Origin of the sequence: Aliivibrio sp. S3MY1, assembly GCF_028765575.1 — a bacterium.
In the GTDB taxonomy this organism is placed as follows: Bacteria; Pseudomonadota; Gammaproteobacteria; order Enterobacterales; family Vibrionaceae; genus Aliivibrio.
Genome location: NZ_JARACO010000021.1, coordinates 1 through 22,630, shown reverse-complemented (window position 1 = coordinate 22,630; position 22,630 = coordinate 1). Strand labels below are relative to the sequence as shown.

The 22,630-nt window shown below is 40.5% G+C and carries 23 protein-coding genes; 18 read left to right on the top strand and 5 right to left on the bottom strand.

What is annotated here, in order from left to right:
* The first annotated feature begins 82 nt into the window (after positions 1–82).
* A complete protein-coding gene (locus PVK62_RS13360) occupies positions 83–1,708 on the top strand; it encodes a methyl-accepting chemotaxis protein (RefSeq protein WP_274444991.1) in 1,626 nt (541 codons plus the stop codon).
* A 95-nt stretch (positions 1,709–1,803) separates the two neighbouring features.
* Here PVK62_RS13360 and PVK62_RS13355 read toward each other — a convergent pair whose 3' ends face one another.
* The 3 genes from PVK62_RS13355 to PVK62_RS13345 all read right to left on the bottom strand — a co-directional run bounded on the left by PVK62_RS13355 (position 1,804) and on the right by PVK62_RS13345 (position 4,478).
* On the bottom strand, positions 1,804–2,682 hold the full coding sequence (locus PVK62_RS13355; protein WP_274444990.1) for an NAD(P)-dependent oxidoreductase: 879 nt from the start codon (positions 2,680–2,682) through the stop codon (positions 1,804–1,806).
* Between the two features lie 128 nt (positions 2,683–2,810).
* Complete coding sequence (locus tag PVK62_RS13350; protein ID WP_274444988.1) at positions 2,811–3,362, bottom strand: DUF3087 family protein; 552 nt, start codon at positions 3,360–3,362, stop codon at positions 2,811–2,813.
* A gap of 195 nt (positions 3,363–3,557) precedes the next feature.
* On the bottom strand, positions 3,558–4,478 hold the full coding sequence (locus tag PVK62_RS13345) for a permease (protein ID WP_274444986.1): 921 nt from the start codon (positions 4,476–4,478) through the stop codon (positions 3,558–3,560).
* A gap of 107 nt (positions 4,479–4,585) precedes the next feature.
* Between PVK62_RS13345 and PVK62_RS13340 the strand changes: the two genes are divergently transcribed.
* The 5 genes from PVK62_RS13340 (at position 4,586) to PVK62_RS13320 (ending at position 8,387) form a co-directional block, all read left to right on the top strand.
* Positions 4,586–4,891: an ArsR/SmtB family transcription factor gene (locus PVK62_RS13340; RefSeq protein ID WP_274445011.1), complete on the top strand. Its 306-nt coding sequence runs from the start codon at positions 4,586–4,588 to the stop codon at positions 4,889–4,891.
* 4 nt (positions 4,892–4,895) lie between these two features.
* Positions 4,896–5,369, top strand: a complete 474-nt coding sequence (locus PVK62_RS13335) for a methylated-DNA--[protein]-cysteine S-methyltransferase (protein WP_274444984.1) — start codon at positions 4,896–4,898, stop codon at positions 5,367–5,369.
* 228 nt (positions 5,370–5,597) lie between these two features.
* Positions 5,598–6,263 (top strand): response regulator transcription factor, encoded by a 666-nt coding sequence (locus PVK62_RS13330; protein WP_274444983.1) that lies wholly within the window; start codon positions 5,598–5,600, stop codon positions 6,261–6,263.
* 13 nt (positions 6,264–6,276) lie between these two features.
* A complete protein-coding gene (locus tag PVK62_RS13325) occupies positions 6,277–7,668 on the top strand; it encodes a histidine kinase sensor domain-containing protein (protein WP_274444982.1) in 1,392 nt (463 codons plus the stop codon).
* A 185-nt stretch (positions 7,669–7,853) separates the two neighbouring features.
* A complete protein-coding gene (locus tag PVK62_RS13320; RefSeq protein ID WP_274444981.1) occupies positions 7,854–8,387 on the top strand; it encodes a porin family protein in 534 nt (177 codons plus the stop codon).
* Positions 8,388–8,461: 74 nt separating this feature from the next.
* Here PVK62_RS13320 and PVK62_RS13315 read toward each other — a convergent pair whose 3' ends face one another.
* Positions 8,462–10,915: a molybdopterin guanine dinucleotide-containing S/N-oxide reductase gene (locus PVK62_RS13315; RefSeq protein WP_274444979.1), complete on the bottom strand. Its 2,454-nt coding sequence runs from the start codon at positions 10,913–10,915 to the stop codon at positions 8,462–8,464.
* Between the two features lie 12 nt (positions 10,916–10,927).
* Positions 10,928–12,019 carry a NapC/NirT family cytochrome c gene (locus PVK62_RS13310; RefSeq protein WP_274444978.1) on the bottom strand — a complete coding sequence of 364 codons (1,092 nt, stop codon included), beginning with the start codon at positions 12,017–12,019 and terminating at the stop codon, positions 10,928–10,930.
* A gap of 374 nt (positions 12,020–12,393) precedes the next feature.
* On the opposite strand from PVK62_RS13310, the gene PVK62_RS13305 reads away from it, so the two are divergent.
* From PVK62_RS13305 to PVK62_RS13250, 12 genes are all read left to right on the top strand, one after another.
* A complete protein-coding gene (locus PVK62_RS13305; protein WP_274444976.1) occupies positions 12,394–14,496 on the top strand; it encodes a TonB-dependent siderophore receptor in 2,103 nt (700 codons plus the stop codon).
* 110 nt (positions 14,497–14,606) lie between these two features.
* Complete coding sequence (locus PVK62_RS13300; RefSeq protein WP_274444974.1) at positions 14,607–15,374, top strand: DUF3450 domain-containing protein; 768 nt, start codon at positions 14,607–14,609, stop codon at positions 15,372–15,374.
* A 1-nt stretch (position 15,375) separates the two neighbouring features.
* The gene (locus PVK62_RS13295) at positions 15,376–16,731 is read left to right on the top strand and encodes a MotA/TolQ/ExbB proton channel family protein (protein ID WP_274444973.1); all 1,356 of its coding nucleotides are present in this window, start codon (positions 15,376–15,378) and stop codon (positions 16,729–16,731) included.
* Complete coding sequence (locus PVK62_RS13290) at positions 16,731–17,240, top strand: MotA/TolQ/ExbB proton channel family protein (protein ID WP_274444972.1); 510 nt, start codon at positions 16,731–16,733, stop codon at positions 17,238–17,240. Before PVK62_RS13295 ends, PVK62_RS13290 begins: the two co-directional genes overlap by 1 nt.
* Positions 17,237–17,641 (top strand): ExbD/TolR family protein, encoded by a 405-nt coding sequence (locus PVK62_RS13285; protein WP_017021643.1) that lies wholly within the window; start codon positions 17,237–17,239, stop codon positions 17,639–17,641. Before PVK62_RS13290 ends, PVK62_RS13285 begins: the two co-directional genes overlap by 4 nt.
* The gene (locus PVK62_RS13280; RefSeq protein ID WP_274444970.1) at positions 17,641–18,261 is read left to right on the top strand and encodes an energy transducer TonB; all 621 of its coding nucleotides are present in this window, start codon (positions 17,641–17,643) and stop codon (positions 18,259–18,261) included. The genes PVK62_RS13285 and PVK62_RS13280 overlap by 1 nt, the downstream gene beginning before the upstream one ends.
* Complete coding sequence (locus PVK62_RS13275) at positions 18,258–19,460, top strand: tetratricopeptide repeat protein (protein ID WP_274444968.1); 1,203 nt, start codon at positions 18,258–18,260, stop codon at positions 19,458–19,460. Before PVK62_RS13280 ends, PVK62_RS13275 begins: the two co-directional genes overlap by 4 nt.
* A 160-nt stretch (positions 19,461–19,620) precedes the next feature.
* Complete coding sequence (locus PVK62_RS13270) at positions 19,621–20,265, top strand: PepSY-associated TM helix domain-containing protein (protein ID WP_274445010.1); 645 nt, start codon at positions 19,621–19,623, stop codon at positions 20,263–20,265.
* Positions 20,266–20,339: 74 nt separating this feature from the next.
* Positions 20,340–20,822, top strand: coding sequence for a DUF2271 domain-containing protein (locus PVK62_RS13265; protein ID WP_274445009.1), 483 nt, complete (start codon positions 20,340–20,342; stop codon positions 20,820–20,822).
* Between the two features lie 50 nt (positions 20,823–20,872).
* Positions 20,873–21,703, top strand: coding sequence for a DUF4198 domain-containing protein (locus PVK62_RS13260; protein ID WP_274445007.1), 831 nt, complete (start codon positions 20,873–20,875; stop codon positions 21,701–21,703).
* A gap of 57 nt (positions 21,704–21,760) precedes the next feature.
* Positions 21,761–22,078 carry a hypothetical protein gene (locus tag PVK62_RS13255; RefSeq protein ID WP_274444966.1) on the top strand — a complete coding sequence of 106 codons (318 nt, stop codon included), beginning with the start codon at positions 21,761–21,763 and terminating at the stop codon, positions 22,076–22,078.
* Positions 22,075–22,630 (top strand): DUF6162 family protein (locus PVK62_RS13250; RefSeq protein WP_274449412.1); only part of this gene is annotated, 556 nt, incomplete at its 3' end. The genes PVK62_RS13255 and PVK62_RS13250, both read left to right, overlap by 4 nt.

The following is a 22,630-nucleotide window of genomic DNA, read 5'->3' as shown; positions in this document are numbered from 1 at the left end:
ATAGACTAAAAGCATTAAAAATAATTTCTATTATCGTAAATACTCATGGAGCGAGTTATTAATAATCAGTTAAGGTGTAAACATGAGTTATAAAAATTTAGCCGTTAGAAATAAAATTGCCGTTGTATTCTCGGTGATTGGCTTGGTGATGATAGCGTTCGCTATTTTCTTATTACAAGAATTAAATAAAGTAGAATCAGAAGTAATTAACTTTACTGATTCTACGATACCAAGTGTGATTTCTGTTGAGGATTTATATTTTGAAATGAATGTATATCGTCGTAATCAATTTGCTACGCTAGTCTATTCTAATGATAAACTAGGTGACTTGTTTGCTACCATAGAATCACAAGGCAATCGTATTAATACAGGGCTTGCTAATTATGGTGCGACAGTAGTAAGTGGAAATGAACGCAGTGTGTTTGATCGTCTTAACAATGCATGGGAAGAATATCTGCGTGTGTTAAATAATTTTAAAGCTCAAGTAACATCAAATCAAAAAGACGCTGCTCAAGTGGAATTGATAGCCTCTGCTCGTCAATTTAATGAAGTAGGCGAAGCAATGGATGCCTTGGTTAAGGTAAACTTAGGTTTTATTGCTAGTAACCGCACTAGAATTATGGGGAGTGTTGATAATGTAACAACAGCGACTCAAGTGTCGTTTACTGCGCTTATTGGTTTTATGGTCTTCATTACGTTCTTCTTAGCTCGCCAAATTTGTCGCCCATTAAATTTAGTTGTAGAACAATCTAAAGCGATTGCTGCGGGTGATTTAACGTTCAATCTTGCACGTAACGAAATTGGTAATGATGAGCTAGGTGAATTAGCCGATACTAATATCGAAATGCAAGATCAGTTACGTACATTAATCGAAGATACGATATCAGCGGTAACTCAGTTATCTGCTGCTGTAGAAGAGATGAGTGCGATTTCAGAGCAATCTGCTCGTGGTATGCAGCAACAACAATCTGACATTACAACGGTAGCCGCTGCAATGGAAGAAATGAAAGCAACCGTAGCAGAAGTAGCAAATAATACTGAAACTGCGTCTACGTCGGCTTTAGAAGCGTCTGAAGAAGCAAAACAAGGCAACCAAGATGTTCAGTCGAACATTGAGCAAATCCAAGTTGTGTCTCGTGATATTGAACAAGCTGGTGAGTTGGTTGAAGAGTTAGAGCGTGAGTCAAACAATATCAGCGTTGTGGTTGAAGTTATCCGTGGTATTGCTGATCAAACCAACTTACTTGCATTAAACGCGGCAATTGAAGCGGCGCGTGCTGGTGAGCAAGGTCGTGGTTTTGCTGTGGTTGCCGATGAAGTTCGCTCTCTTGCGGGTCGTACTCAATCATCTACCACTGAGATTGTTGACATTATTGAGAAACTGCAAGCAAGTGCGGCACATGCTAAAAATGCAACGGATCAAAGTTGTTCTAAGATCCGTGTTTGTGTAGAGCAAAGCGTTCAAACGGATCAATCAATCCAAATGATTGAAGAAACCATGATGAAGGTGACGGACACAAGTATTCAAATCGCAAGTGCGTGTAGTCAGCAAGATTCAGTAACAGAAGAGCTTGGTCGCAACATTCAAAGCATGAGCTTATCAGCAAGTGAAGTGGCGTTAGGTGCAGAGCAAACTGCACAATCAAGTGTTGAGTTAGCGCAGCTAGCAACAACGCTGCAAATGTCTCTATCTCGCTTTAAAGTGTAAGTAGATTTAGCGTTTATCGTTGACATCAAAAACTAAAATAAAAAAGGAGATCGTATGATCTCCTTTTTTTGTATCTTAGTTACATTAAATTGGTATTAGCTTTTTGCTTTAACCGCTTTGATAAGCACAGAAGTATCCATTCGACCTAACCCTTGTTCTTGAAGGTTTTTGTATTCTTGATCAACATCTTCAGTCAGTGGCAGTTTAATCCCATGAGCTTTTGCTTCATCTAAACAAATGCCTAAATCTTTTCTCATCCAATCAATGGCAAAGCCAAAATCGAATTTATCTTGTGCCATGGTGCTTGCGCGATTTTCCATTTGCCATGAACCCGCCGCACCGTGTTTTAGCGTATCAACTACAAGATCAATATCTAGATTGGCTTTTTCAGCAAGAATAAGCGCTTCGCTTAGGCCTTTTAATACGCCAGCGATACAGATTTGGTTTGCCATTTTACAGCGTTGGCCTTGGCCATTTTCACCCAGAAGAGTAATCGCTTTGGCAAAGCTTTGGATAACCGGTTTTGCGATATTGAATGCAGCTTCATTACCGCCACACATCACGGTTAATACCCCGTTTTCAGCACCGGCTTGACCACCAGAGACAGGCGCATCAATAAATTGGTTACCTTGTGCTTCACACGCTTTCGCCAGTTCAACCGCTAGAGTGGCTGATGTGGTGGTGTTATCAACTAAAATAGCGCCAGGTTTTAGGCCTGAAAGTACGCCATCGTCACCATAAATAACACTGCGAACATCGTCATCATTACCGACACAAACAAAAACGATGTCTGAGCCTTCAGAGGCTTCACGAGGAGTTGATGCTGATAGACCTTGGTATTTCGCAGCCCATTGCTTTGCTTTTTCTTCAGTGCGGTTATATACCGTGGTTGAAAAGCCTGCAGTTTGCAGGTGACGAGCCATTGGGTAGCCCATAACGCCTAAACCAATGAAGCTAACGTTAGTGATTTCCATGTCATTCCTTATTATGTGCTGTCGTTATTAGTGATTAAAACACAGCTTGTAACCATTTGACATAGGTCAATATTGAGATTGTTTATAATATTGTTATGAAATTAATTCATGAACAGTTGTATCTATTACTAATATCTATCTAGCAAGTCGACAGTAAAATCATCAAGCTCAAGCGTAAGGTTCATCTCTGCTGCTTGCTCATATACTTCATTTAAGCTTTTTTGAACCGCAGTAATGGTAAGGGTGTTGTTATCTAAGGTGAAGACTTGCTGTTGGGTAGTGTAGTAAAAAGCGAGAATTAACAAAGAATTATGCTCATTTCTTGTTGCTTTTTCTTTAATTTTTGCTAGCTTACGATAAATACGATAAATACGATAAATACGATAAATACGATGATGGGCTTGTTTTAATTTCCATACGTACATTATCTCATCAAAATAGGGGTGGCTTTTGACTTTATTCATGATAAAAGAGCTTGCTATGACTGCTAAGATAACACCCAGAACATTGAGATGAAAATTACCAGTAGAGCCTGATTCAGTAATGCCTTCTGAGCCAAATAACGCAATAAGAATCGAACCAAATAAAATGGCTAATACGGCAAGGCAGCCAACAAAACCTACCATGACCAAGTTAGTTTTTTTACGATACGTGTCTTTGTCTATTGTTAAGATCTTCATGGTACCTCTTCTCGATTAAAGTAAGTAGAAGACCAAGTGTAGTGCAAAAAGAAATGAAATTGGAATTAACAAAGAGTAACCGTTAGTGTCACCAACGTTTTATTTAAAATAGATGAGATTAGGAGACAAAAGCCATATCAAATTGAGTGATATGGCTTTGTTAGTATTGCGTATTATTTTTGAGGTGTTTAATCTTTAGAAGATAAATTGATATAAATAACCAGCACTTACTGCCATGCCTAGAATGACCACTAAGAACGCTGCAATCATTTGATTTTTGAAGATAGATTTAAGCAAAATCACTTCGGTTAAACTTGCCCCTGCGCTGCCAATGATTAACGCCATAACGGCACCAAGGCTCATTCCTTTTGCGGCTAATGCTGCACTTAGTGGGATAACCGCTTCAGCACGAATATAAAGAGGAATACCAATGACGGCCGCAACTGGGATAGCAAATGGGTTATTCTCACTTGCGATACGAGCAACGAATTCTGTTGGCATAAAGCCATAAATCATTGAGCCAAGAGCAATACCACCAATTAAATAAGGCAATACTTTCTTAAAATCAGTCCAAGTACTGTTCCAAATTTTCACCCATTTACTTTCTGGTGCTTTTTTCGCAACGCCACAGGTTGAACCACAACATTTTGGCTCAGGTGCGATATACGCGCTTTCTTTTACGTATTTTTCAAAGCCCAGTTTTTCTAGTGTGTAGCCTGCAATAATTGATACACCCATTGCAATCGCAAAGTAGAATACCGTTACTTTGAGACCAAATGTGACAGCGAATAGACCAATAATGATTGGGTTTAATAGTGGACTTGCGAACAAGAATACCATCATGGTGCCAAACCCCGCTTTTGCTCGTAGCAGCCCTTTTAAAAAAGGGATAGTTGAGCATGAGCAGAATGGGGTTATTGCGCCAAGTAAACCGGCAACAATATAACCTCGGCCATTTTTCCCGCTCAGAATACTTTGGATCTTCGCTGGTGGAATGTATTCCTGTAATACACCAACAAGGTAGCTAATTAATAGGAACAGTACGGTTAATTCTGCCGCTAAAAAAGCGAACATGTTTAAGGTGTCCATCACCATATCTTGTGTAATTGTAAACATAACCTAAATCTCTATATTTCTGGAATAGTCGAAATATACGCTTGGGGATTAGCATGATCAAGTTATTTCTAGTATTATCGAAATATAAAGTTAAAGAGGGCAACACTATGGACATCGAAATTGTCGCTAAAGCACTGAAAGAATTAGGTCATCCAACACGTTTGGCTATTTATAAAAGTGTAGTGAGAGCGGGCTACCAAGGGATAGCCGTTGGCGGACTTCAAGAAAAATTGGCTATTCCGGGTTCTACCTTGTCTCATCATGTATCGGGCTTAGCGTCTGCTGGGCTGATCTCACAACGTCGAGAAGGCAGAACTCTATTTTGTGTGGCTGAATATGAAAATCTGTCCTCAGTGATAGGCTTTCTACAAGACGAATGTTGCTTTGATGAAAGATGTAATAACGAGGAGTAATAAGATGAACGTATATACTCAATTTGACAGCCCAATAGGGATGATTACGGTTAATGGCAATGATGATGGCTTGTTGGGCGTTTGGTATGAAAGTCATGCTAGGGCGCTTAGTGATTTTGGAACGCAGGCAGATGATCACCCTATTTTGAAATTAACAGTCACTCAGTTACAAGAATATTTTGCAGGTACTCGCCGTGAATTTTCAATTCCTTTAGCAGCAAATGGCACAGAGTTTCAAAATAAGGTATGGAAAGCACTAACAACAATCCCTTACGGTAAAACTTGGTGCTATAAAGATCTCGCCATTGCTGTTGGTAATCCAAAAGCCTCTCAAGCGGTTGGTGGTGCTAATGGTAAAAACCCTATTTCGATAATTGTACCGTGCCATCGTGTGATTGGTAAAAATGGCAGCTTAACGGGCTATGCCGGTGGCGTTGATATCAAGCAAGCATTATTAGAGTTAGAAGGTCTACGTTAAGTTGGTTGGGGTTACAAGAGCAGGGCTGTAAAGGTAACCCAAGCTTAGAAACACAACTGACTTCTGGTGCTGTGATTTATTATATTGCTGATGAGCGCATTGTGGATCTAAATTGGCAGAAGACCATACTTAATTAAAGGTTATTTAGGGTTTTGTAAAAAGTGCTATTGCACAAGGCTTCGCTCAAGATTAGAATGCGAACGATTTACATTTGATTGGTGAGTAAACGTGTCCCGTATTTTAGTGGTTGATGACGACATTGCGTTATGTAATTTATTACAAGAAGTATTACAAGATGAAGGCTACGATGTTGATTGCGTGCATTGTGGCGAAAGTGCGCTAGAATTTATTCAGACACATTCCGTTGATCTTGTTTTGCTTGATGTCATGTTACCAAAATTAGATGGTTATCAAGTAGCCCGACGCATTTGTCAGCGCTTTGCTACCCCTATTCTTATGCTTACCGCTTTAGGTGATGAAGAGTCTATGCTTGATGGTTTGCAAGCAGGCGCGGATCATTTTCTTGCTAAACCTTTCAATGTCCCTGAATTATTGGTGCGTATTACGGCTATCTTACGTCGTGTCGGCTTAGAGCGTCAGCGCCAAAATTATGTGGGTGCGACCGAAGGTCTGGCAGAGCAATTTTTACGTTTGCCATTGACTGAAACAGAATCAGAATTACTGCAATATCTGATTAAGAATGCTGATGTAGTGGTATCTAAATCGGATCTTCAAATTAATATCCTTAAAAAAGAGCTGTGCCCGTTTGATCGTAATTTAGATATGCACATCAGTAATATCCGTCGTAAGCTACTGCAATCTGGTTTATCTAAACAACACATTAAAACGGTTCGTGGGCGTGGTTATAGCTTTATCAAAACGGTTAATAGTTGATGGATAAGGTTGAATGAAAATGTTTCGTTGCTTTGGTGCTTGTCCCTCTTTTGTACGTAAGCATAAAAATGGATTAGCGTTTCGTTTATTTAGTGCGTTCGCTGTCAGTTTATTTTTAATTATATCGTTACAAAGCTTGGCTGAAATTGCCTTAATGAAATCAATGTTGCGCATTCCTGCATCTATTCAAACCAAGATGTTAGATTTGGCTGAGCAAGCCAATGTGATGATTGAAGAGGGGGATATGGATGAGTTAGCTGATTGGGCAAGAGCGCAAGAGTATCATCTTTTTGTTCTTGATGAGAATAAGCGGCCAATTACTCATCGTGATATGCATCCTCATTTTGCATTTAAGCTCAGATATTTGCGACCATTAGATACGCAATTAGATAATCAAGTGAATCGTCCGATCATCGGTATTCCATTAAACGATGGGTTAACGATAGTGATTCAAATGCCGTATCAGTATCATCCCGCAAAAGATTTTCCTCTTTATTTTGGTATTATAAAGTTCGTTATTTCAGGGTTGATCTTAGGATTGTTCTCTTGGGTTATTGCTTACTATTTACAGCAACCATTAGCGAAATTACGCGAGGTCAGTCATAAATTAGCGCAAGGTGATTTTGAGGTTAAAGTGGGGGATGAGATTGGACATTCGGTTCGAGAGTTTAGTGAATTGGCCCATGACTTTGACAATATGACGTATGAGATCCACTCTTTGGCTGAAAAGCAGCAACGCTTGATCCGTGATGTTTCTCATGAGTTACGAACGCCATTAGCTCGACATAATTTAGCGTTACATTTACTAAGAAAGAAAGTAGACAGTGAACATCAACATTTATTGGATAGGTTAGAGAACGAATCCAATGAGATGAATGATTTAGTGGGTGAGATCCTAGAGTTTAGCCGTTTAGAGAATGCACGTTACTCCACAAAATTAGAAGCGATTATGCTAGAGAGCCACTGCAGTGCTCAAGTGGCTCAACGTCGTGTCGATTTAAAGTCAAATCAACGCTTAGAAATGACTGCTGCACAACCTATCCCTATGGCGATGGCAGACCCTCGCTTAGTGACTCGGGTTATCAGTAATTTGATTGGCAATGCAATTAAGTATGCTGGTGACAATGCGACGATTCAGGTTATCGTGACGCCATATACAGAGCAAGATAAAGAGTATGTCGCGATAATCGTAGAAGATGATGGGTTAGGTATTCCTGATCATCAGCTATCAGATATATTTTCTCCATTTACCCGCTTAGAGTCAGCCAGAGATAAGCAATCTGGTGGCTATGGGTTAGGCCTTGCGATTGTTAAAGAAGCGATGTCAGTAATGAAAGGGAAAGTAGTGGCTGAGAATCGAAAAGAGGGCGGCCTAAGGATCTCATTGTTGTTTCCTGTTTCTTAGGCATCAATCTAATTATTTATTAAAGTTTTTTAAATCAGTAATATATTTCATTCTGGCTAATTGGTAATGATAATCATTTAAACTTTGATGTGTGTCAATTTTTATGTTGATATAGTTCTATGTAGATTAATAAACTAGAGGTATAAATAAGGTTGAAGAAGCGGTTTGATTTTTTAGGGAATTTTATGAAAAATATAGTTAAATCAATTTTATGTATTACTTTAATTTCGACTAATGCATTTGCTGAACATGTTATTGGTGCAAATGTTGGCTATGGGAATCAAACGTTCAAATTAAATAAAACAACGAATGACGGTGATGCATTTAATATTGATGCCTATTACCGTTATATGTTAACACCGTTTGCTGGACTTGAAGGTGGATGGACATCTTCTATGGGGGGAATTGGCAGCATTATTGTTGGGGAATTTTCAGAAATAAAAGATGCAAGTTTTTCAGGTCCAAAGGCGAGTTTATTCTTGCAATATCCGCTAATAAATAATAATTATATTTATACTAAATTAGGGGTAAATAAATATACCGTCGATTACACCATAAATGATGTATCTAATGATGAATCCAAAGTGGGTTTTGAGGCATCGTTAGGCTTTGAAAGTCGCTTCAGTTCAGGTTTTGGTATTAACGTTGAGTATCGAAATATTAATAATGAAATCATTAAAGCTAACCAGTTTATGCTTGGGGCAAGTTATAAATTTTAATTTATGGTAATGCGGCATTTATTAACTGGAGGCAATGAGCCTCCAGTTTTTTATGCTATGTGATAACGATAAGATCACCCATTCATTGGTGGTGTAAACGCCGTTAATGTTGGTGCAACACCGGTGTATTTTTCAATTTTAACCACACCAGAGTTACCACAGTTACCATTCGCTAAACGAGAGGTTGGAATATCCATCGTTAATACGTTTGGTCCGCCGTTTTTACACATACCTGTTTTAGGATCTAAATCAGGCCATGCGCCTTCGTGGATACATACACTGCCTTTTTTGATGCCATCAGAAACATGTGCGCCCACGAGTACTTGACCACGTTGGTTATAAGCGCGAACTAAATCGCCATCTTTAATGCCACGTGCTTTTGCATCTTCAGGATGAATCGTAATAGGCTCACGATCTTGAATCGCATACTCTTTACGAAGGTCCGCATAGTTAAATTGGCTGTGCAAACGGTGTGCTGAGTGCGACGTCATTAACTGTAGCTCACCATCCGTGTAGTTAAACATCCACTCGGTTGGTTCCATCCATACTGGGTGTGGAGGACAATCATCCAATTTGTAACTTTCGATAGTTTTAGAGAAGATCTCAATCTTACCACTTGGTGTGCCTAGTGGATTCATGATCGGATCGCTGCGGAAATCACCAAAGCGAACAAACTCAGCATTCTTTGCATTCCACTTCATTTCGATAAGCTTGTTCGCTTCCCAAAACTTAGAGAAATTCATCATAGGTATACGTGCGTTACGACCGCCTTGCTGTGCTGTTTTATAGAAATCACGAAGCCATTCCATCTCCGTTTTGTTTTCCATATACACATTTCGGCCACCCGGTTTTAGGTACTCTGCCATATCAGCGAATACGTCAAGATCACTACGTGCTTCGTGTTGTGGCTCAACGGCTTGCTTCATAGGAACAAGGTGTTGGTTAGAGTAATCACCTGTCATCGTCATATCATTACGCTCAAATGAAGTCGTAATTGGTAGTACGATATCCGCATGTTTAGCTGCTGCAGTCCAGTACGGTTCTGAAATAACGATCATCTCAGGTTTTTGCCATGCTTTGATCAAACGGTTGGTATCTTGGTGATGGGTAAAGTTAGCACCGCCCGCCCACCAGATCATTTTCAACTCTGGGAAAGTTAGCGTATGGCCATTGTGTTGGTATTCTGTTCCCGGTTTTTCTAAACATTCAACAATGCGAGCAACAGGGAAAGCGGTAACTGAGCCTTGAATAGCCCAATCATTACCACCTGCCGAACTGCCACCTAGCGATGGAGACATTGCAGGTAGTACGCCTGCGTCACGTGTTGGGTTACCGCCATTTGAGTAGTGGTATGAATAACCAAAACCACCGCCAGGTAAGCCAACTTGGCCAAGCATTGAAGCTAAAACTGTCAGCATCCAGTGACGTTGTTCACCGTGTTGCTGACGCTGCATACCCCAACCAGCCATTAGCATGGTGCGGTTTTCTTTGAAGATCTTAGCCAGCAATTCCATCTGTTTTGCAGGAACACCACAAATAGCTTCAGCCCATTGTGGGGATTTCTCAATACCGTCTTCTTTACCCATTAAGTATGCTTCAAATTGCTCGAAGCCTACGGTGTATTTAGCAAGGAAGTCAGTATCGTGCTGTTGTGTTTTAACCAATTGATGAGCAATACCCATCATCATCGCTACATCAGATTGTGGGTTAGGAGCTATCCATTGTGCGTTATCACCAAAGAATTCAGCGGTTTCTGAACGCATTGGGTCAATGATAATCACGGTTTTGCCTGATTTTTTCAGTTGGTGGAAAAACTCAAGGCCTTGACCATCGGTTGAAGACCAAGCAATTTTTAAGGTGTTTAGTGGGTTTAAGCCCCACAACACAACCACTTCACTGCTCTCTAGAATTACAGGATAAGTGGTTTGTTGTTCATATACTTCGATAGAGCCAACCACGTGCGGCATGATAACTTGAGCTGCACCAGTAGAATAATCACCTAGGTGACCAGCATAACCACCAGACATACTCATGTAACGTTGCAATAATGTTTGAGCTTTATGTAATACGCCACTTGATCGCCAACCGTAAGAGCCTGCAAAGATAGATTGAGGGCCGTAAGTTTCACGAATACGCATATGCTGTTCGTGAATTAGCTTATAAGCGTCATCCCATGATACTTGTACAAACTCATCACTACCACGAACCCCTTGAGGGTTGCTTGGGTTTTCTAAATAACCCTTACGAACCATTGGGTATTTAACACGGGCTTTAGTATAAACCTGTGATGGACCCGTTTGTTGTAAGCTGTTTGGAACGGTTTGCGCTAAGCCACTTTTGGTTGAGATAAGTTGCCCATCTTTGACTTCACAAAGTAATGGCCCCATACGTCCAGCGGTTAGAATTAATGAATCTGTACGGCCAAGCGTAGAGGCGTTGACAGATAATGGAGCGATAGACGTGATCGCTAATGCACCAGCAGATGCACCTGCGCCTTTTAAAAAGCCGCGACGAGTAATGTTAGTCATAGTCACTCTCTCTTATTCGTGATTAGCCACGTCTTTCGCGTGGTTTTGGAAGAATTTAGTTAAGATCTCAAGATTTAGCTCAGAGATATCAGTACGTGCGCCCATGCTTTTTGCAACAGGACCCCAAGAGTTAACCGTGAAATGATTTGCTGGAATTTTCGCGTGACAGGTTGCACAGTAGACGTTATCTAGCTCTTCTGCGTAATCCCATAATGGTTGATTTGATGCAAGAACAGGGGCTTCAATTGTGCCTGTTAGCTCAGCGGTGCGCCACTCGTTTCCATAAGCATCTGTGTTCGCTTCACCTAGTGTCAGCGCTTTGATGCCGGTATCAGTAAGAGTCGCAATGATTGAACGTTGGCCTTCACCCATGTAAATAACCGATTCAGCGCCTTTCATTTGGTAACCTGAAACGGTAACAGTGCGTTTACCTTCATCGTTACTAACCGTCACTAGTTCAACAGTCGGGTTGATTGTTGCTAGGTCAGCCATTTTGATACTTTCAATTGGGTAGACTTTTTTGGCATCGGCTTTGGTGTTTTTCGCCATATCAAAAAGATGGTCAAATGCAGAGGTATCTAAGGTTGCTTGTGGTGCAAAGTGAGCAACGCCTTTATGACAATCAATACAGGTTTGGTTGTTTTCTCTGCCGTAAACATGCATTTTTTGTGCACTTGCTGATTGGTCGTAAGTTTCCATTGCATCAAAGCTGTGGCAAGAACGACAAGTCGCAGAATCGTTTGCACGCATTTGTTCCCATACGGTTTCAGCCATCGCTAAACGGTGTTCTTCGTATTTTTCATCGGTGTCGATTTTGCCAGTAACAAATTCGTGATAGATGTCTTTCGAGGCACGAATTTTGGTAATTAGGTAATCAATTGGTTCTTCTGGAATATGACAATCAGCACATTCGGCACGGATACCTTTTTGGTTACTGAAATGAACAGAACCTTGATATTCATGTAATGGTTTTTCCATCGTATGGCATGAGACACAAAATTCAGTGGTTGATGTTGCGTGAAGTACTGCTTGTGTACCGCCCAAGGTTATCCAACCAATGGCAATACCAACGGCAGCGATTAAAGCGATATAGCGTTTGTTCATAATATGATCCTTTAATTAGCCACATTCTCTGTGTGGTCACAATTAATATTACCACTTTGGGATTAATCTTATGTAACAAAAAGACTAAATGCTTTAAAAAATGTTACTGAGGGCTCAAAATCAATATCTCTATTAATATTTTTACCAATAGTTACTTATAACTTGTTATTTTGTTGAAATAAAATGGTTACTTGGTTTGTGAGGATTTTGGTTTTATTTTGTTACTCATAATAGCGTTTGGTTTAAATAGAGTATGATTTCTTTACGAATGCAAAGAATGTAAATTCAATGCAAATAGTAACAATTATCATTTATATTCCATCTCAGAAGTTAATCACCCGTTTTATTAATAAAAGATTTGGAGATAATGGAATATGTTTTCTAAAAGTCAGCTGGCTCTTGTTATTGGCGCAATTTTGTCTACCCCTTTTGCTTACGCTGAAACAGAGACATCAACTACTGATGAGCACATGGTCGTTACTGGTCGTGATTACGGTTATAAAGCCGATACAAACTCAACATCAATGCGTATGGAAGCAACGCAGCTAGAAACTCCAGGGCAAGTAACGGTTATTGATGAGCAGCTTATTGACGAGCAGCGCGCAAGCACGCTGGGTGAAGTTCTGAAGAATGATGCGAGTATTGGTGCTGGTGCTACAACTCGTAACCGCGAGCAATTTACTTTACGTGGTTTTGGCTTAAGCAGTAGTTCTGGCTTTTTACGTGATGGAAAACAACATTGGTCTCATTATCGTCAACCAATTGAATTATTAGATCGTGTTGAAGTGCTTAAAGGCCCATCGGGTTTGCTTTATGGTCAATCAGCACCTGGTGGTTTAGTTAATATGGTGGCTAAAAAACCTACGTATGAAACACAAGTAAGTGTAAGCCAAGATCTTGGTTCAAATAATGATTCACGTACCACAGCTGATGTGAGTGGCTCATTAAATGAAGACCAAACACTTCGTGGTCGTGCAATTGTTTCAAAACAAACGTATAACTCATGGCGTCAATACAGTGATGGTACAGTGCCATCGACTGAGCGTTTTGTTGGTGGTTTATTCCTTGATTATGATGTAACAGAAGACGTTACTGTGTCGTTGCATTACGACCGTACTATTGATGATGGTAGCGTAGATTCTGGTGCCTACATCAAAGATGGTAAAACGGTAATTGGTGATGACCATATCTGGGATGCTCAGTGGTCAAAAATTGAAAATGATGTTGAGAATATCGGTATCGATGTCGCAGCAAATTTAACGGACACATGGCGTATTAACGCAAGTTATAATTATCAAGATTTTAACCGCCATGATGTAGAAAGCTTCCCTAAAGAAGAGACGTATAACCCAACAACAGGTACTTATACACAAGGGGGGAGTGATCGTACAGACAAATGGGTATTCCAAACAGCAAGTATTGATCTTATCGGGGAATTTGATGCATTGGGTGTAAGTCACCAAATGTTATTAGGTAGTAACTGGTTAGGTTATAGCTATGATCGTTTAGAGTATTCATTTAACAATACAACAGCAACGGTGGGTGAACCAGCTCAGGCCCCTGTTCGTAATCCAAGTAAAGATCCTCGTGATACCAGTTCTGAATATAATAACTGGGGTTTCTATGCTCAAGATATGATTACATTTAATGAGCAATGGCAAGCACTTGTTGGCGTTCGTCTTGATCGACAAGTTGAAGAAGGCTTAGCTGAAGAGGCTACGTCTCCTAAATTTGCGGTAATCTATCACCCAACAGATACGGGTTCAATTTACGCAACTTATTCAGAAAGCTTTGAGATGCAAGGTGAAGTCTCTGGTAATGAATATGTAAATGATGGTCACAAGTTAGACCCATTACGCGGTAAACTATACGAACTAGGTACTAAATGGGAGTTAATGGATAACCAACTATTCGTATCTGGTGCTGTGTTTGATATAACACAAGAAAATTCTACGATTGATGTTGATTTAGGCGGTGGTAAGAAAGAGAAAACACAATCAGGTGAACGCGTTCACCGTGGTGCAGAATTAGCAGTACAGGGCTTTATTACTGAGCAACTATCAATGAGTGGTTCAGCAACCTACTTAGATGCTGAATATGCAAAAGATGAAAAGTATCAAGGTAATCGCCCAGCAGATGTGCCTGAATACTCAGCAACAGTATGGACTCGTTATGCATTTACAAATAATACCAATGCAAATCTAGGTGCAATTTATGTGGGTGAGCGTTACGGAGATGCAGCGAATACCTTTAAGAAAGATGGTTATACTCGTTTTGATTTAGGTTTATCTCATACAATCAAGTATGATCAAGATTTAACCTTTGTAGCTCGCTTTAATGTTGAAAACTTATTTGATACCGATTACCTAGCAGGTGGTGGTTCAACGGGGAAAAACGGTTATGCAACCGATGGTGCGCAAAATGTTGTTATTGGTGAAGGCCGAAACTACATGGCGACACTACAAGTTAAATACTAATTTAGCGCAGTAAATATAAGGGAGACTTCGGTCTCCCTTTAGTGCGTTTATTTAAAGGCAAATTTTTTAAGAGATAGAGCTTAAAAAAGAACAGTTAAGAAATAGATAATATGAATATTTTAAAAACCAGTATTGGAATAGCGTTAGCTACCGTGATCACAACGGCTCAAGCCTCTACACTTGAGCAAGCACGATCTATCGAAAATAAATCGAATACAGCCTCTGCGGTGAGCCAAACAAAAATTGATAAAAGTTCAGAAGCAACATTGGCATATAAAGCAGAGATCGAACAACTGCAAGAAGAAGTAAAGAATCTTGCGGTTTATCGTGATCACCTCACTGGTTTGGTGAATAGTCAGCAACAAGAAATGACTAATTTAAATACTCAAATTGAAACCATCAAAGACACTCGCCAAGGCGTTGTTCCATTGATGTATAAAATGTTGTCGGGTCTTACTGTGTTAGTTGAGCAAGATAAACCAATTAAGATCGCAGAACGCCAACAACGCATTGAAAAACTTGAACACATGATGACCAGAGCCGATGTGAGTGATGCAGAAAAATATCGTCGTATCCTCGAAGCGTATCAAATTGAGATGGATTATGGCTCAAAGCTAGGCACATACCAAACTCAAATCACGGTTGAAAATGATGAATTAATTGATGCTGATATGTTGCATTTAGGTCGTGTATCTTTGCTTGCTCGTCGTTTGGATTCTTCACAATACTGGAGCTGGAATACCTACCGTAATCAGTGGACGTTACTGGATTCATCATTTAATGACGACTTAGCTAAAGCGTACTCTGTTGCTTATAAACAAGTGGCACCGAGCTTATTGACTCTACCCGTTTCTTTATCACTGAAAGAGGTGAAATAACATGACGATTAAACCACTTATTTTAGCTATTTCAGTATTAAGCTTTTCAGCTAACATATCGGCAGCAAGCTCTGAATTGGTTCAAGACACCAAGCAAGCAAGCCAAATTCAAAAGCAACATAATGCACAGCGTGAGTCTGGTTTTAAACAAACAGAACAAAGTTTAAAAGCACAAAGAGATGCGTTAATAGCAGAGCGAAAACAGCTACAAAATGAGAGTGATAAGTTAAGCTCAACGTTCAGTAATAATGAAAAAACGTTAGCCTCTTTAGAGCAAAAATTGCATCTAGAAACAGGCAGTTTGGGAGAGCTGTTTGGTGTAGTAAGACAAACAGCAAAAGATGTCGAACTAGAGTTAAAGAACTCAGTGACAGGCCTTGATGATAAGAAAAATAGCCAAGTAATTAATGATATCGTTGCCGCTAAATCGTTGCCTTCGATGGGCCAATTGACCGGTTTGTGGCAAACAATGGCTCAACAAGCACAGGTAAGTTCACAACTGACTTTAGTTCCTGTGACTGTTATTAATGGTGCCGGTCATCGCGCAGAAGTGAATGCTTACCGTTTAGGCAATATGGCATTGGTTGGCGACGAAGGCTTTTTACGTTGGGATAATAAAAAGAACGTAGCAACGTATTATGCACAACAGCCAGAGCTTGCGCCATCAGTAGCAACAGTCGCTGATATGGCACAGCAACAAGTGATCATGATGGCAGTGGATCCATCGCGTGGCATCATGCTAGAGCAACTTGCAAATTCACCAACGCTAAAAGATCGCCTTCAAGCGGGTGGTGTGGTTGGACAAATCATTATCGCGCTATTGGCAATTGGCCTGCTTATCTCGTTATTTAATGGCGCTAGATTGTTGGTTATTCGTCAGCAGATCCGCACTCAATTAAAAGATCCTGCACACATCGGTAATAACCCTCTTGGTCGTGTTTTATCTGTTTATGATGCAGAAAAAACGCGCTCAGTAGAAGCATTAGAACTTCGCTTATTAGAAACTATTGTCGATGAGCAGCAAGGATTAGAAAAAGGTCTTTCAATGCTTAAGCTTCTTGCGGCATTAGCACCTATGTTAGGGCTTTTAGGCACAGTTACTGGCATGATCGAAACGTTCCAAGTGATCACACAATTTGGTAATGGCGATCCAAAAGTAATGGCGGGCGGTATTTCAATGGCACTTGTGACGACGGTACTAGGTTTGGTTGCGGCGATGCCACTGTTATTAACTCACAATATTTTAAGCTCACAAGCAGAGAGTATTCGCACCATTCTTGAAAAACAGGGCTTGAGTTTAGTGGCTGAACAAGCAGAAAAAGAAACAATAAACAAATCAATGGGAATTGCAGCCTAATGACGGCCTTCTTATCTCACTTTATGGCACAAGGCGGCCCCATTTTATGGTGGTTAGGCGCAGTTGTAGCGGTGTGTTGGTTACTAGTGGTTGAGCGTGTATTTTTCTTATCTTTCACTTTTCCGGCACAGAAAAAAGTATGGTTAGATAAATGGCAGCAGCGAGATGATCATGATTCGTGGTATGCGAAAACGATCCGTGATGGCTGGGTAAGCGAAGCACATCTTCAGCTTAATCAATACATGAATTTCATCAAAGTTCTTGTCGCCATTTGCCCAATGCTCGGTTTGCTAGGCACGGTAACAGGCATGATCTCAGTGTTTGATGTGATGGCAAATCAAGGCAGCAGCCAGCCAAAACTGATGGCATCGGGAATTTCGTTAGCGACATTACCCACCATGGCTGGCATGGTTGCTGCGCTAGCGGGTATGTTTGTTCATGCTCGTTTAGCCAAAGTATGCCGCCGTAAAGAACATCATTTAGAAAAAGCATTAAGGAGTCAGTCATGAGACTTGGCCGTCGTTCTTCAAATCAAGAAGAAGCACAAATAGATTTAACATCAATGCTCGATATCGTATTTATCATGTTGATCTTTTTTATCGTAACCAGTTCATTTGTACGTGAATCAGGGGTTGAAGTTAATCGCCCTCAAGCAAGCAATGTATCAAGCCAAAAAGACGCGGGTATTTTTGTCGCTATTACGGCTTCAAACGATATTTTCATTGATAAGCGTATGGTGGATGCAGAGCGAGTTCAAGCGACATTAGAGCATTTATTACTAGAGCAACCAGATGCATCGTTAGTGATCCAAGCAGATGAACATGCGTACAACGGTACGGTTGTGAAAGTCATGGATGCGGCTAAAGGTGCGGGAGTTAAAGGCATCGCATTGGCTGCGGAGAAAAATTAATGTGGCGATTATTGTTGGCAGTGCCTATTGCGCTTTCTATGACGGTAGGGCTATTCATGTTTATGGCGTGGATGGTAGACAACGGTCATAACGGTAAACCTGAAAGCAGTGAGACGATCCGCTTTGACATGGTGATGGTAGAGCAAGAGCAAGATATTCAACGTCGTCAACGACGAGTGCCAGAAAAACCAGAAACACCAGAGCCGCCACCAGAGGCAAAACCAATGGCGTCTCAAACTCAAACCTCAATGGCGACACCACAAAGTTCAATGCCACCAATGAGCTTGGATTCTGGAATTTCAGGGTTAGCGATTAATGCACCGAGTTTTGCCGATTTTACGGGTAACCAGCAAGCGATGCCATTATATCGTGTTGAGCCTCGTTATCCATCAAAAGCAATGAAAAGAGGCGCTGAGGGCTTTGTTGTTATGTCATTTACCATTGATGAGCAAGGTCGCCCAACCGATGTAAAAGTGACGGACGCTAAACCGCGTAGAATGTTTGAAAGAGAAGCCGTTAAAGCGTTGAAAAAATGGAAATATCAACCAAAAATAGTCGGTGGGAAAGCCATTGCTCAAGTTGGACAAACGGTGAAATTGGAGTTTACGTTAGCAAAATGATGAAATTAAAATTACATGCTTCTGTTCTTATTCTTAGCGCCGCTTTATTTTTTGCAGAGGCTGTGCAAGCTCAGCAACTTAGTCAATACAATGCGGGTAAAGTACAGCGAGCATTGCAACTACAACAGCAAGAAAAAATGCCTGAGGCAATTGCTGTTTTGGCAGAATTAACCCCTTCCCAGGATTATGATAAAGCCTATATTCAACGCATGTTAGGTGTGTTTCACTGGCAGGCTGGGAGCAGTAAATCGGCAGTTAAATACCTTACTAAAGCGGTAAATAGCCAGCAATTAGCCGATGAGCAAGCATGGATAACACAACGTATGCTTGCTGATTTATTATTAACCGAGCAGCGCTTTAGTGATGCGTTACCACATTATTATCAATTAGCGAACTCAGTGCCTGAAAAACAAAAAATAGGCGATTTATGGTTCCGTATTTCTCAAACTCATTACCAGTTGGCGCAATGGGAAAAGGTCCTTTCTGCATTAAACAAGCATGAACGTGTCGCGATATATAAGAAAAAAAGTGAAAGAAGCCAATCGCTAGTGTTGAAATTAGGGGCGCAACTGCAATTAAAACAGTGGAAATCGGCGATCCCAACATTGAACAGTTTAATTGTACTTGAACCAAATAAAGTGACGTGGTGGCAGCAGTTAACGAGTATTCAACTTCGTTTGAATCAACCTAAAAATGCGTTAGATACCCTTATTCTTGCAGAGCGACAAGGAATTGAGTTGAGTCAAGCGGAATTGAAATTATTAGCTCAACTTTATGCTCAACGCGGTATCCCAGAGAAAGCCGCAGAAGTCTTAAATCAGTTAGATGAAGCACAAAGTGATATTGATTTACTGACAATGCAGGCAAGCTATTGGCAAGCAGCAAAAGAGTGGGACAAAGCCACTGTTACTTGGTCAAAAGCAGCAGCACTAGATCCACGTTATTATTGGCAAGTGGCCCAATTGCAGATCCAAGAAGGTCACTATCAACAAGGCTTGAAGACTTTAGATAAGGTTAAAGATTACAAAAAGACAGGTGATATTGCATTAGCTAAAGTAAGAGCGTATTACAAGCTAAACCAAATAGATTCAGCCTTACTTTATGCCAAAAGAGCCAATGATTTTACGCCATCAAATGAAGCGAAAGGGTGGATAAAATATTTGTCTCAATTGCGAAAGACAAGCAAAAATTCAGCATAAAATTCATTTAATGCCCTTATCAAATGATGAGGGCTTTCACTCCTCCTATAAAAAAGAGATTAAATAATCTCCCAAACGTAAATAATGTAAATTGAATGTCAACGCAAATCATTATCAATTACATTACCTTCCATTATTCTTAAATGATCCTGTCTTATTCATGTTGCTGAAAAATAAACAAGTACAATTGTGGGCGCGTCGCTTACATGTCTACGTATCAATGGCGCTTTTACTTGTTGTCTTATTTTTCTCGCTCACCGGGATCACACTAAATCGTCCTGATTGGTTTGTTAGCCGTTCACCAGACATCAAAAATACCACTCTTTCTGTTCCTAGCAGTGTGCTTTTTTCTCAAGATGAAAAACAACACATCCTTTGGAATAAACCAAATACCGCCGCTTTGCTTGATTACTTAAATCAACACTCCGATCTCTCTGGAACGCCTTCTAATGTTGATGTTTTTACCGACGTTGAAGACGGTGAATTAGTCGAGGGTGAATTGTCATTAAATTATAAAGGCCCCGGTTATAACGCGTCTGTTTATATCGATTTAACGACAGGCATGGCGGATATTGAAAGTTCAAACTATGGCGTTGTTGCGCTATTAAATGACTTACACAAAGGACGAAACAGCGGTGAAGTTTGGAAAGCATTCATTGATATTACCGCGCTATTAATGATCTTTTTTGTACTCACAGGTGTGTGCTTAATTTTACCGAAAAAAAGAACACTAATGACCTCAATGAAGTGGATGGCATTGGGTTCATCAATCACACTTGCATTGTATTTTATTGCCGTACCTTAACCCTTTTAACCTGTACCCATAAGGACATCACAATGGCTTCACTCTCTACCTATTTACGACATTCAATTGCTGCAATGGTATTAACAACGCCTCTTTTTGTTAACTCAGCGGTTATTTCTGAGAGTGCGAAAGTCGATGTTGCTTTTGAGCTTCCGACGATGATGACCACCATGTATGCACGCCCTTATGTGGCGGTGTGGATTGAAAACAGCGAACGTAAGTCAGTAAAAACGATTGAGTTATGGGTTGGTAAAGATGAGTGGCTGAAAGATTTAAGAAGCTGGTGGCGTAAAGTCGGTCGTTACGATCGTGAATTAGTTGATGCTGTTACTTCTGCCACACGACCAGCAGGTAAATATAAATTCAGTTGGGATGGCAAAGATGACTCAGGTCAGACGCTGCCACAAGGGGATTATACGTTACATATCGAAGTGGTTCGCGAGCACGGTGGCCGTAACTATTTACGTCAAAAAATGACACTTGGTGATAATGATATGACTTACCAGTTAAAGCCAACAGAAGAGACTGGCGAAATCACCATTCATTATAAAAAATAATTTAGATGTCTATTTATCAAGGGATTACACACATTATGAAAACAACATTAATGAACAGTAAGTTCAAAGCAGCAGTATTAACCAGCGTGATGGCTGCAGGTTTATTGGTTGCAACGACAGCTAACGCACACCCTCGTTGGGTTTTACCTTCTCATTTTACCGTATCTAAAGAAGGTGGTGATTGGCTTACGTTTGATGTAACCGCGTCACACGGTACGTTTGTATTTGATAAGCCAGCAGGCAGTGACCAAGCACAAGTAGTGATGCCTGATGGTCGTACTGAGCGCCCAAACTTTGTCGTTAAAGGCAAACGTCGTTCAATGTTTGATTTCTATTTTGAAGAAGAAGGTACGCATAAAGTTCGTATCAATAATGAACCGACTTACTATACCCAATATAAAGCGGGTCGTCGTGATACGGTGAAATGGATTAAAGCGACCAAAGCCGATCGTGATTTAGTGTTGCCTAAGAAAGCTCGTGATGTGGTAAGCCAAGTGAGTTTCACTCGTGCTGAAAGTTACGTGACAGTAGGTAAGCCAACAACAGAAGCAATGAAGCTTGATAATACCTTGTTAGAGCTTAAACCATTAACTCACCCGTCTGACATTATTGAAGGCGAGCCAGTGACTTTCCAATTTTTCTTTAATGGTAAACCTCAAGCGGGAGTTACCGCTGATATTACTCGTGAAGGAACACTATATCGCAATCATCAAGAGCAAATTGATGTCGTGAGTGATAAAGATGGAAAGATCACCTTTACTCCTGAAACTGCGGGTCGTTACCTGATGAAATCAAATTACAAAGGTGAGCTGAAAGACCACCCACTTGCAGAGCAAGCCAGTGTAAATGTTCACTTAACGTTTGAAGCATTACTTCAATAATGTAGTTAGCACCACTTTCCATAACGGTTTGTGGTGCTGTTTATCGAGATTTTTTCCATGAATAAAGTAACCCTAAAAACCCTTTTTGTGTCTTCTCTTCTTTTTTCTTCTGCGAGTTTTGCTCATTTTCCATTAATGAGCTGTTGGTTTGAATCGAATTTAGTACTGTGTGAAACCGGCTACAGTGATGGCAGCAAAGCCGTTGATTATGATGTAAACATGTATGATTACGATGACAATTTGATTGCAAAAGTCACGACAGATAAACGCTCAATTGCGGAATTTACAAATCCTGAAACGGACTTTTATCTAGTGTTTGATTCAGGACACGAAAGCCCTGTGGAAGTCGATGTTGTTGAGATCTCAGAGAAATGATTATCCAACCCGTCACTCCAGATAATGGAAGCGCAGAGGGTAAATGGATCGCACTCATTATTGGGTGCATTTTGCTTATTGCGGTGATCGCATTGCCATACCATCAATCGAACGATGAGGGCGTAAAGCTTGAGCCACACCAAGTATTAATTACCGATTTAACGCAAGACGATTTAGCCATGATCGCTGAATTACGTTTAGCTTATGAAGAAATTTACGATATTCAGGCTGAATCCACAGAAGAAAAGGCATGGCCAGATATTGCTTACTTAGCGGATGAGTGGTTGCCTCCTTTTGTGCAAGATCAAAGCTGGGAGCGTCGCGGAAAGCACCAATGGCAGCATTTAGGCTCTGGGGTTTATCTGGGTTTAAAAGTGAAAAAAGAAGGGGCTGCGTCATTCATTTTTAATGTGAAAGCTGATGATATTGAACTTTGGCTCAATTCAGAATTGATGTCGACCTCTATCTCTTCTGATTCAATCTCTTGGAATAAAAGCGAACTCATTCAACAGCACTGGATGCAAGTTGTCTTTCCTGCTCATGATACTCATT